At 43.3% G+C, this 16,078-nt stretch carries 14 protein-coding genes and 1 pseudogene; 12 read left to right on the forward strand and 3 right to left on the reverse strand.

The genetic code is table 11. The annotated features are described in order from the left end of the window. The first annotated feature begins 110 nt into the window (after positions 1-110). Positions 111-701, forward strand: a complete 591-nt coding sequence (locus tag ACYRY3_RS18070) for a DUF4178 domain-containing protein (protein WP_460202992.1) — start codon at positions 111-113, stop codon at positions 699-701. Positions 702-741: 40 nt separating this feature from the next. Continuing rightward, complete coding sequence (locus ACYRY3_RS18075) at positions 742-1,143, forward strand: helix-turn-helix domain-containing protein (RefSeq protein ID WP_460202993.1); 402 nt, start codon at positions 742-744, stop codon at positions 1,141-1,143. 145 nt (positions 1,144-1,288) lie between these two features. Here the strand turns inward: ACYRY3_RS18075 and ACYRY3_RS18080 are convergent, their stop codons facing one another. After that, a complete protein-coding gene (locus tag ACYRY3_RS18080) occupies positions 1,289-2,620 on the reverse strand; it encodes a dihydrolipoamide acetyltransferase family protein (RefSeq protein WP_460202994.1) in 1,332 nt (443 codons plus the stop codon). A gap of 244 nt (positions 2,621-2,864) precedes the next feature. Here ACYRY3_RS18080 and ACYRY3_RS18085 point away from each other — a divergent pair, with 244 nt between their 5' ends. Further along, positions 2,865-3,392, forward strand: coding sequence for a hypothetical protein (locus tag ACYRY3_RS18085; RefSeq protein WP_460202995.1), 528 nt, complete (start codon positions 2,865-2,867; stop codon positions 3,390-3,392). A gap of 48 nt (positions 3,393-3,440) precedes the next feature. Here ACYRY3_RS18085 and ACYRY3_RS18090 read toward each other — a convergent pair whose 3' ends face one another. Both ACYRY3_RS18090 and ACYRY3_RS18095 read right to left on the reverse strand, forming a co-directional pair. Continuing rightward, the gene (locus ACYRY3_RS18090; RefSeq protein WP_460202996.1) at positions 3,441-3,890 is read right to left on the reverse strand and encodes a YlqD family protein; all 450 of its coding nucleotides are present in this window, start codon (positions 3,888-3,890) and stop codon (positions 3,441-3,443) included. 40 nt (positions 3,891-3,930) lie between these two features. Further along, on the reverse strand, positions 3,931-5,928 hold the full coding sequence (locus ACYRY3_RS18095) for an AMP-dependent synthetase/ligase (protein ID WP_460202997.1): 1,998 nt from the start codon (positions 5,926-5,928) through the stop codon (positions 3,931-3,933). Between the two features lie 529 nt (positions 5,929-6,457). Here ACYRY3_RS18095 and ACYRY3_RS18100 point away from each other — a divergent pair. The 9 genes and pseudogenes from ACYRY3_RS18100 (at position 6,458) to dxr (ending at position 16,071) form a co-directional block, all read left to right on the forward strand. Beyond that, a complete protein-coding gene (locus ACYRY3_RS18100; RefSeq protein WP_460202998.1) occupies positions 6,458-6,625 on the forward strand; it encodes a hypothetical protein in 168 nt (55 codons plus the stop codon). A gap of 258 nt (positions 6,626-6,883) precedes the next feature. Then, positions 6,884-7,699 (forward strand): annotated as a pseudogene (locus ACYRY3_RS18105) (transketolase C-terminal domain-containing protein); the annotation flags it as partial. Between the two features lie 278 nt (positions 7,700-7,977). Further along, positions 7,978-9,222: a (E)-4-hydroxy-3-methylbut-2-enyl-diphosphate synthase gene (gene ispG, locus ACYRY3_RS18110; RefSeq protein WP_460202999.1), complete on the forward strand. Its 1,245-nt coding sequence runs from the start codon at positions 7,978-7,980 to the stop codon at positions 9,220-9,222. 78 nt (positions 9,223-9,300) lie between these two features. Next, a complete protein-coding gene (gene crtE / locus ACYRY3_RS18115; RefSeq protein WP_460203000.1) occupies positions 9,301-10,326 on the forward strand; it encodes a geranylgeranyl diphosphate synthase CrtE in 1,026 nt (341 codons plus the stop codon). A 260-nt stretch (positions 10,327-10,586) separates the two neighbouring features. Then, positions 10,587-11,651: a Rieske 2Fe-2S domain-containing protein gene (locus ACYRY3_RS18120; protein WP_460203001.1), complete on the forward strand. Its 1,065-nt coding sequence runs from the start codon at positions 10,587-10,589 to the stop codon at positions 11,649-11,651. 126 nt (positions 11,652-11,777) lie between these two features. Next, a complete protein-coding gene (locus tag ACYRY3_RS18125; protein ID WP_460203002.1) occupies positions 11,778-13,049 on the forward strand; it encodes a 4-hydroxy-3-methylbut-2-enyl diphosphate reductase in 1,272 nt (423 codons plus the stop codon). A 100-nt stretch (positions 13,050-13,149) separates the two neighbouring features. Further along, a complete protein-coding gene (gene ispE / locus ACYRY3_RS18130) occupies positions 13,150-14,100 on the forward strand; it encodes a 4-(cytidine 5'-diphospho)-2-C-methyl-D-erythritol kinase (protein ID WP_460203003.1) in 951 nt (316 codons plus the stop codon). Positions 14,101-14,140: 40 nt separating this feature from the next. Continuing rightward, positions 14,141-14,719 carry an AAA family ATPase gene (locus ACYRY3_RS18135; RefSeq protein WP_460203004.1) on the forward strand — a complete coding sequence of 193 codons (579 nt, stop codon included), beginning with the start codon at positions 14,141-14,143 and terminating at the stop codon, positions 14,717-14,719. Between the two features lie 164 nt (positions 14,720-14,883). Continuing rightward, positions 14,884-16,071: a 1-deoxy-D-xylulose-5-phosphate reductoisomerase gene (gene dxr / locus ACYRY3_RS18140; RefSeq protein WP_460203005.1), complete on the forward strand. Its 1,188-nt coding sequence runs from the start codon at positions 14,884-14,886 to the stop codon at positions 16,069-16,071. Positions 16,072-16,078 lie beyond the last annotated feature (7 nt).

Below are 16,078 nucleotides of genomic sequence, written 5' to 3' on the forward strand. Positions count from 1 at the left end.
TTGGTAGTTGGTAGTTGCTAGTTGGTGGTTAGTTGTCAATTTTTCTACTAACTACTATCCACTAACTACTAACTCCTAACTCCTAACTCCTAAGTTAAAAGAGGTTTATCGTGATATTGATTTGGTTTGGAATTATTCTTATTGGAACCGTAGGTGTTGTGTTGTTCGTACTTCAACAACAAGGAAAAATATTTACTGGTAGTCACCGTCAGGAACTACCATCCCTACATCGCACGGTATTTAATTTACAAATTGGCGATATCGTGCAATATATGGGTACCGACTGGGTTGTTGAAGGACATCTCACTTACAATGTCAAGGATTTTACCTGGTCTGAGTACATGTTACAAGATGGCGATCGCATTAACTGGCTTTCTGTAGAGGAAGACGATCTCGTGGAGGTTGCACTGCTAGAACCCACCAATCAACTGGACATTAGCGAAACACCACCAAAGCAGTTAAATTTTGCAGGCGAGACTTTTCGACGTGTTGACTCCGGTACAGCTAGGATGACTCGCAAAGGAACAATCAAAAAACCGACTGCTTCCCGTTGTAAATATTTCGACTACCAAGGTTCTAACAATCGCGTGCTTTCTATAGAGATTTGGGATGGGGAAGTGGAAGTGACTGTTGGAGAACTCATAAATCCTAAGTCCCTGCTGATTTTACCGGGTGATGGGAAGAGGGTTTACGAAATTTAATAACTACGAGTCGCCGTCGGTAACGGGCGTGTTGATAATTATGGCTCTGACTTTTGACAAAGATACTTACGGAAAGCTCTTGGCTGAGTTTCAACCTAAGGTAATCACATCAGAAGAAGAATATGAGTTTGCTTTGGAAGCAACTGAAAAGTTAATGAGTTGGAAAAATCGCTCTCCAGAACAAACTGCTATATTACAGCTTTTGGTTACTCTAATTGAGGAGTATGAAAACAAAAATTATCCAATGGGAGAGACATCTCCTTATGAAATTCTTCAGCATTTGATGGAAGCACGAGAAATCAAACAATCTGACTTAGTTGGAATTCTTGGTTCTAAAGGAGTTGTGTCAGAAGTTGTTAATGGGAAAAGAGGAATAAGCAAAGCTCAAGCAAAGATACTAGGACAGTTTTTCCATGTCTCGCCAGAGCTGTTTATTTACTAAAAGGAGAGAGGCTTTGATTTCTCCCCCTTCCCTTGTAGGGAAAGGGGCAGGGGGGTTAGGTTTTGGGTTAGGTTTATAACACTCTTGTGGTAATACGACCATCTCATGTAATTAGAGACGTGAATATTCACGTCTCTACTTTTGACTACAGTACCAAAGAGTCAGGTTTCGTCTCAATCAACTGTGACAATTCTTGCAAGAATGCAGCAGCATGAGCGCCGTAGATAATCCGGTGGTCACAGGTAATGTTCACCTGCATTTGTTGTTTGACACCAAACAGACCTTCAGATGTGGCGACTACTTGCGGACGAGATGCCCCAATTGCCAGAATTGAACCTTGTCCGGGGGGCAAAATCGCGTCAAATTTGTCTACACCAAACATCCCCAAGTTAGATACAGTAAAGGTGCCGGTGTTGTACTCCTCGGGTTGCAATTGTTTTGCTCTGGCACGCTCTACCAAAGATTTCCAATTGCGCGATAGAGAATAAATATCTACCATGTCTGCATTTTGCAACACTGGTGTAATCAATCCTCCATCACCCATAGCAACTGCCACAGCGATGTTAATGCTAGAGTGGTTTACAATGCCCTGTTCCGAGTAGCTAGCATTAAGTAGTGGGTGTTTTTGTAATGTCACAGCCACAGCTTTTGCCAGTAGGGCTGTCATCGTTACGCCTTTAGACTTAATTTGTTTGTATAGCTTGTCGAGTGCATCAGTGGTGATTGTATAACCAACGCGGAACACCGGCACGGAAAGGCTGGCTTCCATATTCCGCACCACAGCTTTTTGCAAAGTGGTCAAAGGAGTTATCTGACCCGGAACCGCAGCCACAACTGGCACAGGCGCTGGTGTTGGTGCGGTTCTTGTTGGTGCTGGTGTAACTGGGGTGGGTGCTGGTACTGATGGAGTCGCTACTACAGGGGTAACTGTGGTAGGTTGTTTACTGGATTTTCCAGCAGCTGCTTCCACATCCTCAGCCACAATGCGACCGTGGGGACCACTGCCAGAAATATTGCTCAAATCAACTTTCAGTTCCTTCGCTAATTTACGAGCGCGAGGTGAGACGACAATCCGCCCATTCTGACGGGAAGGGCTACCATTTTGATATTCAGTTGTGGATGCTGCAACTGTGGTTACATCTGCTGTTTGGTTGCTAGAAATGCTCGCAGTGACTGTTTCCTTGCTTTGGGTGCCAGAGGCTTGAGCTTGAGCAATGACAGTTTCGATTTCAGCTTCGGTTTCTGCTAACAAGGCAATTGCCGCCCCTACGGGAGCAGCATCACCAGCTTGCACTATGATATGTGCCAGATATCCTTCATAAAAGGATTCTACATCCATATCAGCCTTATCTGACTCGACAACCACCACTGTTTCGCCTTTTTCCACTTTATCACCTGGTGATTTTACCCAAGAGACGATTTTTCCCTCGGTCATCGTGGAACTAAGCGCCGGCATGAATACTTCGTAAATGCTCATAGTGAGGTTTGGCGAGTTGATACTTATTGTTGAATACTTATTACAGCTATTGCCAGATCGAATTGTATCTTGACCTCGGACGTGAGGAACTATATTAAGACCATTATGTCTATTAATTTGTATTTCTTATCACTGAAGAGTCAAAATCTGAAGATCCACTTCAGTAGCTAGACGAAGGATCGTGGCACCTCAATCTAAAATTCAAGATTGACCGATCGCTTGTTTGTATCCACCTTTAACTTTTATGTCGGCAAAGTTGAAATTGTTGTTAATTGTGCTTACTAGTATCTTTGCCACTGCTGCTACTGGAATTTATATGACCCAACGTCAGCCATCAGCAGCGGCTCCTCAGATGAACAATGGGCAACCACAGCTGTTTTTTACAGCGAACCCCCAAGAGGAGATGCTAGCAAACCCCGAACGAGCCAAGTATCAATCAATACCGTTGGACAGCATCGCTTCTCCCCTGCAAGGTAGTGACCCCGCAGACCTCGCTCTCAATGTCTTGGAAGGGGACACTGAGTTACGCAGAGGACTTAGAAAGGTAGAAGTTTCTTACCCTCAACCCAACCAAGCACTAGTGACGATCGCCCAAACAAGTCAAGGTAGTGCTTCGGTCAAGACTATGAAGTACCGCGTTGAACTGACTACCTTCGGGCGATCGCTTTTTGTAAGTTCACCCCGTGTCTGGCAAATCGTTTGGGCTGGTTCCCAGGAAAAATGCATTCCTGGGAGTAGCCACAAACAACCCTCGAAGCAAAACTGTCAGTAGTCATTTGTCATTGTCTGTAAAACAAAGGACAAAGGACAGCAGACAAATTTAAATATCACCGCGAATTTCTTCGACAATGCCGTCACGTAACACGATTTCCACTTGCAATTTGCTAATCAGGTTATCACCAGGTTCCACACGGAAAAAACCTTCCATTTGGAATTGGTTGACTTCCTGGTCCAGTTCTAAAAATTGCACTTGCTGGAGATTTTGCAGGCTTTGATTTTTCTGCTCTAGCAGCTCGCTCTTCTTTTGGTTGACCTGACCTTGGATATTATCAATTTGTTGCAGTGTCTGGGGACCTGGGGGTTGTAGACTCTGCTTTTGAATTTCTGCGACTGCCCTTTGTCCTTGAACGTCCAACTGTTGCAACTGCTGGTCAATTTGATTGATTTGAGTTTGCAGTTGCTGCTGAACCTCGTCTTTCCAAAGGGGAGTCACGATGGCTTTTACGTTAATAACGCGTTTTAGAAGCAATTGAGGTTTGGAGACATCCATAAATGTTGCACGTTCACTCTGTCATTTTTAGTTGGAATTATCAGGCAAACATCCCGTTAATAATATCGCGATAGCGTTCCATCACGACGTGTCGCTTAGTTTTTAGTGTTTGCGTCATCATGCCATTTTCAATAGAAAACGGCTCTAGAATCAGCTTGAATGGACCAATGCGGTCATCTGGTCTATAGCCAGGACGGTTTTGCACTTCCCGATTCAATTCTCGCCGAAATAAATCCTGAACTATTTTACTCTCTAGATTTACTTCCGTCTTAGATACAGAATTTTGAGTTGTACTGTTTTCCTTGGCGAGTTCATTCGGTAAACGTAGATGCAGATTCTCAAGGTTAGCCCACTTTTCCAGGGCTTCCAAATTTGGCACAATCAACGCGCCGAGACTGCGTTGGTCTTGCCCAACCAGCATAATCTGATCTATGTAGGGCGATCGCAAGCACGCATCTTCTATCGGTTGCGGCTCGATATTTTCTCCATTTGTTAATACAATAGTATCTTTTGCCCGTCCGGTGAGTACCAAGTCATTTTGTGGTGTTATCCACCCCAAATCCCCACTATCAAACCAACCTTCAGCGTCAATTGCCTTTGCAGTGGCTTCGGGATTTTGGTAATACCCTTCCATCACTTGTGGTCCCCGCAACATCACCAACCCTCTTGCACCTCTAGGTAATGGCTTGCGAGTTTCTGGATCGACTATTTTTGCTTCTGTTCCCGGTATTGGCAACCCAGCAGAACCGCGTAAATTACTCCAGGGACGACGCGCATGGGTGACAGGAGCAGTTTCCGTCAAGCCATAACCTACCAAAATTTCCACACCGATAATCTCAAAAAAGTCATCAATATGCTTCGGAAGCGCACCACCGCCGCTAATCATCTGCTTGACATGACCTCCCGTTGCTTCCCGGACTTTGGAATAAACGATACGTTCACCCAATGCATGAAGGGGAAACAAGGCTATTGCTTGGGCGTTAGCTGCTAGTTGCTCAAATATGGAGGGGTTCAAATTTTCCAAATCCAGCCCTCGGGCAATTCGCCGTGCTTTAATATATTTCTCGCTCATTCCAAAAAAGAACTTAATCAGGCGTTGCTTGTTCTCTGGTTGTTCGCGAAACTGTTTTTGCACCGCTTCATAAATTGATTCCCACAACCGAGGTACGCCTATCATGTAGCGGGGTTGAAATTTTTTTAAATCCCCTTTGACAGACCGGAGGTTTGTATAAACTTGAGTGCAACCTTGAGAAAGTAAAAAGTACTCACCACTGCGTTCGTAACTGTGCCAAGTAGGTAAAATGCTCAGTACACTGTCTCCCGGTTGTGGTTGCACGACTGACCTCAGCACTAAAACTTGATGTAGCAAATTACCGTGAGTCAGCATCACCCCTTTGGGTTTACCTGTAGTTCCTGAGGTGTAAATTAAAGTCGCCAGAGTTTCCCTAGTTTGCTTTGTTGGCGTCAGGGTGTGCTTTGACCCAATTTCCATCAATTGGGAAAAGTTAAGTATTTTCAGGTTTGTGTCTGTTGGTGGTGTTTCCTCTGTAAGTAAAACGACCAGTTGAATTGGCAAATCCTGAATTCGGTCTCGGAGTTTATTGAATGTTTTGACATCTTCGGCAACTAGGGCTATACTACCACTATTGGTCAAAATGTATACAATTTCTTCCCGTTCTGCCTGGGAACTACGCACTGCATTTACAGCCCCAGCAGCCATGATACCTTGGTCTGCAATTAACCACTGAGGACAATTATCTGCTATTAGGGACACGCGATCGCCTGCTTTCACCCCCAACGCTTGCAACCCAGATGCAAAACGTTGGATTTGTTGTGATAGTTGAGTGTAAGTAAACACTTGTTCTGGTTTAGCGTGGGGATTGCGGAGGGCAACAATATCACCAAATTGCTTTGCTGCTAAGGGCCAAATTTCTGGTATTGATTCTACGTTGAAATAATCTGCTACAGCCTTTAATTCCTGACGTTCTTTCTCAGTAATGTTAGATAGGAAACAAGAGTTATCGTATTTTTTTGACATAGCACATCACCCATAACAAATTTGTAGTACTTACAGCATATTCCGATACTTGCCTTAAGTTGCCTACTTTTAGGGACACATTCACTTCTGTCTATTGCAAACAGGTTATAGATTTAAAAGATATAATATATTGAATTTTTTATAGTTATTTTAAGAAATTTAAAGAACAAGCAAAGTAAAGATATATAATGTTTTGTAACATAAAGTGTGTTTTTAACAGCGATCGGCTAGCGAAATGCAGAACCTGACATCTTGCAAGTTCAGAAGTCCGAGGATAGTGGGGCAGAGCCCTACCTCAGAAATAATAAGGAATAACTCTCCATTTTAAATAGGGGTATTTCAAGAATTTAGCAACCTACTTCATACTGAAATTAGACTAGATTCTTTCTATGGTTATATTCAAAAATACTTATATTAAATTAGTCTTATAGAGACCAAAAGAAATTCAAATTATTATTTTGCCTCATGCAGAGCAATTGTGCTTCACAATAAGAAATTATGCGTCACTAACAAAAAGGAGAGATGACCGATGAGCTTAATGGATGGTTTACTCCTAACACTTATCAATACAGTAGCCTGCATCGCTTTTCCCAAGCTACTGTCTTTGATTACGGCTCCCAAAGCAAAAGCTACTGTATCAACTCAGACTAAATTAGCTGCAAATAAAACAGGTTCCCAAGTACCCAGTCTGTCTTAAATCTTCCGCTTAAAGGAAATACAGATGCAGCAAGGGCAAATCTCTTTGAATTGTAAAGGTTACCTCATGGCTGCTAATAGCTAATTGCCTACCTTACCCAGCCGGAAAGCAATAAGCCATTAGCAGCCAAATTGTCTTTTCATAAACCATCTAAACTTCCTATCAATAGAATAAATTTTTATTTACGTATTATTTACGTAGGTTGGGTTGAGGAACGAAACCCAACATCAGACACGGTAGTAGGGTAGGCACTGCCAGCCAGGCATCGCCGAACAACATGCCGTTACCCTTGCTGCCGGACTTGCTTGTGAAGGTATGCGACCTGTTGCTACCATCTATTCCACCTTCTTGCAACGTGCTTATGACCAGATCGCTCATGATGTCTGCATTCAAAACTTGCCTGTCTTCTTCTGTCTGGATAGAGCTGGAATCGTCGGTGCTGATGGTCCCACCCATCAGGGAATGTACGACATAGCATATCTGCGTTGTCTTCCCAACATGGTTTTGATGGCTCCTAAAGATGAAGCAGAACTTCAGCAAATGCTTGTCACTGGCATAAAACACACAGATGGGCCAATCGCCATGCGGTATCCGCGAGGTAATGGCTACGGTGTTCCCTTGATGGAAGAAGGGTGGGAACCTCTGCCTATTGGGAAAGGCGAAATCCTGCGGTACGGTTACGACGTCCTGATGATTGGTTTTGGCTCAATGGTTTACCCAGCTTTGCAAGCAGCTGAGATTTTGAGCGAGTACGGCATTGAAGCAACTGTGATAAATGCCCGTTTTGCTAAGCCTCTGGATACTGATTTGATTGTGCCTCTAGCCAAGCAAATTGGTCGTGTCGTTACCTTAGAAGAGGGCTGCTTAATAGGGGGCTTTGGAGCGGCTGTTACAGAAGCATTGTCAGATCGTGGCGTATTGGTGCCAGTAAAGCGGATTGGAGTGCCCGATGAATTGGTTGAACACGCAACTCCGGAGGAATCTAAGGCACAATTAGGCTTAACAGGTCCGCAAATTGCCGAGCAAATACAAGGCGCTTTTACCTTTCCATTGCAAACAAGGCTTGTCGCTTAATCATCCTGTTTTCAAAAGGTAGGGGTAGAAGGGGAGCAGGAAACAATCCCCTCTTGATTGCCACTTAGAGAATTTTGGTTCACTTAAAGTATTCCGAGCGCAAATTTTTCTTTCTGCAATGCGATCGCATTCAGGGGCACTTTTCTTAATCCTTTTTACCCCTTTGTTTGGTGAATTCTAATAAAGCAACAAGTTCAAATTTTCTGAGAGGCAAATATTCTTTCTTGTTTTTTGCATGTTCCTTAAAACTAAACTTTGATACACAAGGGCAATAACCTATGTATACTATTCCATCTCCTGCTACTCACGATACGAACAACACTTTGAATGTCCCTTCTTATCAGTTTTCCACTGATACCACTATCCAACGTCGTAAAACCCGTCCTGTTCGTGTTGGTCATGCCACTATTGGCGGTGGTTATCCTGTAGTGGTACAATCCATGATTAATGAGGACACTTTGGATGTAGAAGCCTCAGTCGCTGCTATTATTCGCCTTCACAAAGTTGGCTGTGAAATTGTCCGTGTTACCGTTCCCAGTCTGGCTCATGCAAAAGCATTGGCTGAAATTAAACAGAAATTAGCCGAAACTTACTTGCCCGTGCCACTGGTGGCTGATGTGCATCATAATGGTTTGAAAATTGCTTTGGAAGTGGCAAAGCACGTTGATAGCGTGCGGATTAATCCGGGTTTGTATGTATTTGAAAAGCCAAAACCCGACAGAACCCACTACACCCAAGCCGAGTTTGACGAAATTGGTAAAAAAATTCGTGAAACCCTCGAACCCCTCGTGGTTTCTCTGCGAGATCAGGGCAAAGCAATGCGGATTGGTGTTAACCACGGTTCTCTTGCCGAGCGGATGCTTTTTACATATGGCGATACTCCAGAGGGTATGGTAGAATCTGCTCTAGAATTCATACGTATTTGTGAATCTTTAGACTTCCGCAACCTAGTCATCTCTCTCAAGGCGTCACGGGTGCCAGTGATGCTAGCTGCCTATCGCTTAATGGCACAGCGCATGGATGAGCTGGGTATGGATTATCCCCTACACTTAGGTGTAACTGAAGCCGGTGATGGCGAATACGGACGTATCAAGTCCACAGCCGGGATTGCCACACTCCTTGCAGAAGGAATTGGGGATACGATTCGGGTATCGCTTACGGAAGCACCAGAAAAAGAAATTCCCGTGTGCTACAGCATTCTGCAAGCACTGGGTTTAAGGAAAACGATGGTGGAGTATGTTGCTTGCCCTTCCTGCGGTCGTACTTTGTTTAATTTAGAAGAAGTGCTGCATAAAGTGCGGGAAGCAACCAAGCACCTTACTGGTTTAGATATTGCCGTCATGGGGTGCATTGTTAACGGACCAGGAGAAATGGCAGATGCTGATTACGGTTATGTTGGTAAGCAGCCCGGTTATATCTCTTTGTATCGCGGCAAAGAAGAAATCAAAAAAGTGCCTGAGTCTCAAGGTGTCGAAGAGTTGATTAACCTGATTAAGGCAGATGGGCGTTGGGTCGATCCTTAAGTCAGATTGCTTGAGAGTTCCTATAAGCCAGCTTTTTTAATGACACATAAACATTATAATCTTAAGGGCAAGTGTTAAATGAGTACTAAAGTCTTTGAACCGTCATTTCAGCATTCCGAACAAGAAGAGCGCCAAAAATTCGCTTGTGAAACCAAAGTGGTAAACACCTGGAAGCAACCATTACATTTGGTTAAGGCTAACACCAGTTTTACAGAAACTGTCTTTGACTTGTCAAGCTATTTATCAGAACGGAAAGCCCTAGTTGAAGCAGCGCTCGATCGCTCGATTTCTGTGGTTTATCCAGAAAAAATCTATGAGTCGATGCGGTATTCCCTGCTGGCTGGGGGAAAACGCTTACGCCCAATTCTCTGTCTCGCCAGTTGTGAGTTATGTGGAGGCACAGTAGAGATGGCTATGCCTACTGCCTGTGCCCTGGAAATGATTCACACCATGTCTCTCATTCATGATGACCTGCCTGCAATGGATAACGATGACTATCGGAGAGGTAAGCTGACGAACCATAAGGTTTATGGCGAAGAAATTGCTATTTTGGCAGGTGATGCGCTTTTAGCCTATGCTTTTGAGTTTATTGTGAAAAAGACAGAAAAAGTTCCGGCTGAGAGGTTGTTGCAAATAGTTGCCAAGTTAGGCCATGCGATTGCAGCAACGGGTTTAGTCGGTGGTCAAGTTGCCGATCTTGAATCTGAGGGATCGCAGAATATTAATGTAGAAACCATCAATTTTATTCATTATCACAAAACCGGGACTTTGTTAAATGCTTCAGTTACCTCAGGAGCGCTTTTAGCGGGAGGCAATGATGAAGTTTTGCAACGGCTTTCTAGTTATGCTCGCAATATTGGTCTAGCCTTTCAAATAGTTGATGATGTGCTTGACATTACTGCAACTAAGGAAGATTTAGGTAAAACTGTTGGCAAAGATGAAAAGGCGCAGAAAGCAACTTATCCCAGTTTATGGGGTATTGAAGAATCCAGAAACAAGGCAAAAAAATTAGTTGAAGCAGCAAAGGCTGAACTGGCTCCTTTTGGGGAGAGAGCTATCCCTTTAATAGCAATAGCTGATTTCATCACAGATCGAACTTACTAGGCATACTTGACAGAAAGTTTGCGTTGTGCGTTCGCTAACTTTTTTAATGCCAAACAGGTAGCATAAATAGCGGGATAAGCAGGATAAAATCTACAAAATCCCCTTAGCATCTAAATGTCCCACAAGTCATCCAAGTAGGAAGTAGCTAGCCAGAGAAGTAATTAAATGTGGTATGGAAAAAATTTTTCCGCCGTAATGTGGGACATTTTTTAAAAAGTTTTAGAACACAATACATGAGATGAAGTATCCAAAGGGAACAAATGAACACCAAATTTGAAATAGTCAAAAAACCAGAGTTAGCTCAACTGGAAATGGAAGTCGATAGAGGGGTAATAAATTTTCCTGCCAGTTGGTACGTTGCTATGCCCTCTAAAGCTTTGGGTAACAAGCCAAAAGCGATAGAGTTATTTGGTCTGCCTTTAGTTGCCTGGCGAGATCAAAGGGGTTACCCAGCAATCATGCAGCGTTATTGTTCACACATGGGTGCTAGTCTGGCGATTGGTAAAGTGGTAAACGGTTGTATTCAATGTCCTTTCCATCACTGGCACTTTGATAGCTCTGGGCAATGTGTTTTCATACCAGAAGTAGACACAATTCCCCCAAAGGCTCGTCAGGCTAACTATCCCACCGTTGAAAGATATGGCTATATTTGGGTATGGTATGGCTCTGAGACTCCTATGTTCCCTTTGCCCGAGTTTCCTGCAGCTGAAGACGAGAAACATAACTATATGCCTTTCCGTTTTGCAGACTTAACCAAAACAACGGTGCGACACGTGATTGAAAACGGGTTTGACAACTATCATATTGTTACAGTACACGATATGAAAGTTGCCGATCCCATAAAGTTCACTCTGCTTACTGACCAGTATCCAGCAGAACTGATTGAACCACCTATTCAAAAAGAAGCCAGGTTTTTAGCCAAAGTTGAATGCCCAATCCATGCTTTAGATCCAACTGCTCGGGCGCTTGGGTTTAATGCTAAAAACTTTACGATACTGTTAGATAGTTGGCCTGCAGGAATGAGGGTTACGGCCTTCGTAGATAGTAAAGAAGTGTATAAGTTGTTGGTAGGAATGACTCCGATTGCTGAAAAAAAATCAATCCAGCACATCTTGGTCATGGTAAAGAAAACTGGCAATTTCTGGCTGGACATATTTCATTATGTTGTTTTTAGTTTACAAAACAGACTTGGTACAAAGGATGATATGCCGATCTATGACAACTCAAATCAAAACTTTGGAGTGGCTTACGTCAAGAACGATCTAGGAGTCTTAAAGTTTAGAGAATTCTATCAAAGATGGGTTGACAAAGTTGAGCGAAGATGATATGTACGGCGATTTCAGTAGTTCGTTTGTCATATTGTTTGACAGTCCAAAGGTGTCACTTAGCTGATTGTTTCTTTCAAAGCTAAAAGCCAATTGTACTTGCACTTATAACATGGGGAATGATAAATGGATACAAAAGCCTTTAAACGCTCACTTCATAGTTCTAAGGGCTACTATCGCAAAGGATTTGGGCGTGAAGCAGAAGTGACGGAAATGCTGTATTCTAAGTATCAGAGCGGTTTAATTCAGCAGATCCGAGAAAACGGCTACATATTGAAACAGGGCAACGTAACAATTCGGCTGGCAGAAGCATTTGGATTTTGCTGGGGGGTGGAGAGGGCAATAGCCCTAGCCTATGAAACACGTCAGCAGTTTCCCACAGAACGCATTTGGATTACCAACGAAATCATTCACAACCCCTCGGTTAATCAAAATCTGAGGGAAATGCAAATTGAATTTATCCCGATTAATGAGCACAAACAAAAGGATTTTTCTGTCGTTGCAAGGGAAGATGTGGTAATTTTGCCCGCTTTTGGAGCCAGCGTTCAGGAAATGCAGTTATTAAACAAAAAAGGCTGCAAAATTATGGATACAACTTGCCCGTGGGTTTCCAAAGTATGGAATAGCGTAGAAAAGCACAAGAAACGAAATTATACTTCAATCATCCACGGAAAGTACAACCATGAAGAGACTATAGCCACCAATTCATTTGCAAACAAGTATTTGGTAGTTTTGAATTTGGCAGAAGCTGAGTACGTTTGCAATTATATCCTCAATGGTGGAGACCGTGAAGAATTTTTAGCCAAATTTGCTCATGCCTATTCTCTTGGGTTTGATCCAGACATAGATTTAGAAAGGGTTGGTATTGCCAATCAAACTACTATGCTAAAGGGTGAAACCGAGCAAATTGGTAAGCTTTTTGAGCGCACTCTCATGCGTAAGTATGGTCCTGCCCAAATCAACGATCGTTTTCTCAGCTTCAACACAATCTGCGATGCCACTCAAGAACGTCAGGATGCGATGTTTAAGCTTGTAAAAGAAAAGCTGGATCTGATGGTAGTTGTTGGTGGATTTAACTCTTCTAACACAACTCACTTGTCCGAAATTTCTAGCGCTCGCGGGATTCCCTCCTACCACATTGACAGTGCAGAGCGTTTGGGACCGGGTAACCGCATTCAACACAAAAAGTTGCATCAAGACATAGAAGTGCTTGAAGATTGGTTACCGACAGGCCCAATTGTTGTAGGAATTACTTCTGGAGCTTCAACACCGGACAAAGTCGTTTCTGATGTGATTGAAAAGATTTTTGCCATCAAAGCGGCTATGACGTGTGAAATTAAGGAGAGTTCTGGAATTCAGCTAGATTTGATACAACTAAGAGGCTTGGTAACTCAGTAATTTTGTGTAGGAGCTTGTGCGGTGAATACTCTACCTGCCCACCGCACGACCTCTTCACCCATTAACAACACAGTTATCACAACTATAACAAGACAAACTTATGCGCTCTTACTCTTTGATTGCATCAGCAAAAATCAATTTGTATTTGGAAATTATTCGCGATCGCCCAGATGGATACCACGATCTGTTAATGGTACTCCAAAGCATTGACCTGGCAGATCGCATTGACCTGCGCCCTATTGGAACTGATACTTTCCACATATATTGCGACCATCCAGAGGTGCCTCAAGACTATCGTAACCTTGCTTATAAAGCAGCAGCACTCATGGCAAAGCACTTTCCGAGCGCTTTTGCCAAATATGGCGGTGTTGATATTAAAATTCACAAGCGGATTCCCGTTGGAGCGGGGCTCGCTGGGGGTTCTACAAATGCTGCGGCAGTTTTAGTCGGGCTAAATTTGATGTGGAATCTGGGATTGCACCAAAAACAATTGCAATACTTGGGGTCTTTACTCGGATCGGATATCCCCTTCTGTATTGCTGGTGGTACAATGTTGGCAACAGGACGGGGCGAATTCCTCACTCCTTTGCCCGCAGTAGATAATTTTTATGTAGTGTTGGCAAAGTACCGCAGTCTCTCGGTTTCAACAGCTTGGGCTTACCAGACATACCGTCATCAATACCTGTGTTCCAATGTGTCTAATGCTTCTACAGTAGGAGATCGAGAGGAACAAGCATACGCAGGACAACTAGTGTCTGCTATCACCTGTCAGAATGAGAAGCAAATTTATCAATTGCTCCACAATGATTTGGAACGGGTCGTACTGCCAACATATCCTCAAGTGCAGCAACTGCGAGAGGAATTCCAACGCTTGGGATGCCCTGGAATCATGTCGGGTTCTGGTCCAACCGTGTTTGCTTTAACAAAATCTCAAGCTGAAGCGCAGCGAGTTCTTGAAGCTATGAGAGATGCTATTCCTGACCCCGATTTAGATCTATGGGTTTCGCAATTTACAAATGCCAGTATTCGTGTTTTATCTTTTGACAACTGAGCACTAAGCTTTAAATTTTCACTTTTGAGGCGGAGAACATATGGTTAGGGTAATTGCGATTGTTGGTATGCCCGGTTCGGGAAAGAGTGTGGTAGCTAAATATTTCAAAAATCATGGCTTTCCTATCATTCGTTTCGGGGAAATTATTATCAGAGAAGTAGAGAAACGTGGTTTGGCTATCACACCACAAAACGAGCAAATTGTCAGGGAAGAAATTCGCCAAAAATATGGTATGGATGTATGTAGCAAATTGTCCTTACCAATTATTAAATCAACGTTATTGGAGAATGAATTAGTTGTAATTGATGGTTTATATAGCTTTAGTGAGTATAAAACTCTTAAAAAAGAGTTTCAAGATGAATTGCTGACTTTAGCAATTTTCACTCCCAAGGCTCTTAGGTATGAACGGCTCACTTTCAGACAGGAAAGACCTTTGACAATTGCAGAAGCAGAGAAAAGAGATTTCATGGAAATTGAAAGAATTGAAAAAGGAGGGCCAATTGCTATAGCAGATGTAACTCTCATTAATGATGAAAACCAGTATGTATTATATAGAAAACTAGAAGCATTACTGGCTGAAATCTTACCAAAAGTTCCTTCTCTTACAGCAGCTAGGTGATAAAGATTAGGAGTTGTGGTGTGAATTTTTAAAGGCAGAGGGGAACACTAAAAAAATATGAAACTGCAACTAAAAAATAATATTATGTTGCAGTTCATAAAAAAAGCAAAGGTTAAATTTGGTTAGAAATACGCATCAATTATTGCATTTGGAATTCGATTATTATGAAAGCAATATCTCTCCTTGGCTCAACAGGCTCTATCGGTATCCAAACTCTCGATATTGTTAGCCAGTGCCCGAATGAGTTTCGGATTGTGGGGTTAGCAGCTCTGCGAAGTGTAGACTTGCTGGCTCAACAGATCCGTGAGTTTCGACCTGAGATCGCAGCAATCGGCGATGCACAGAAGTTGCCCGAGTTGCAAGCTGCGATCTCCGACCTTGACCCCCAACCAATTCTACTAGCGGGGGAAACTGGGGTAATTGAGGTTGCCCGCTACGCTGACGCCGATGTTGTGGTCACTGGTATTGTAGGTTGTGCGGGTCTACTACCCACAATTGCTGCCATTGAAGCAGGTAAAGACATTGCTTTGGCAAATAAGGAAACCCTGATTGCTGGTGGAGCAGTTGTCTTGCCCTTGGTGCAGAAGCATGGAGTGAAGATTTTGCCCGCCGATTCAGAACATTCGGCTATTTTTCAATGTTTGCAGGGAGTCCCTAGTGGGGGTCTGCGGCGTCTGATATTGACCGCTTCTGGGGGAGCATTCCGGTCTTTGCCAGTTGAGAAATTATCAACAGTCACTGTTAAGGATGCTTTGAGACACCCAAACTGGTCAATGGGTCGCAAAATAACGGTAGATTCAGCCACTCTTATGAACAAAGGGTTGGAGGTTATCGAAGCTCACTGGCTCTTCGGTGTTGACTATGACCATATCGAAATTGTCATACATCCCCAGAGCATTATCCATTCTCTTATTGAGTTGCAAGACACTTCAGTGCTAGCGCAATTAGGCTGGCCTGATATGCGTCTACCATTACTCTACGCTCTATCCTGGCCGGAGCGCATTTATACTGATTGGCAACAGTTAGATTTGGTGAAAGTGGGAGAACTAACTTTTTTTGCCCCAAACCACCAGAAGTATCCTTGTATGCAGCTGGCGTATGCTGCAGGTCGAGCTGGAGGCTGCATGCCTGCAGTGCTTAATGCTGCAAACGAGCAGGCTGTAGCTTTATTCTTGGAAGAAAGAATTCAGTTTTTAGATATTCCGCGTTTGATTGAACGGGCATGCGATCGCTACCATATTCATAACTGTTCTACCCCAACCCTCGATGATATCATTGCAGCAGACAAATGGGCAAGACAAGAAGTGGTAGCTGCGAGTCAGAGCTTGGAACTGTATTGCAAAAGCTTTTGAGGAGTTT

The sequence above is a fragment of the Scytonema sp. NUACC21 genome (assembly GCF_054684315.1).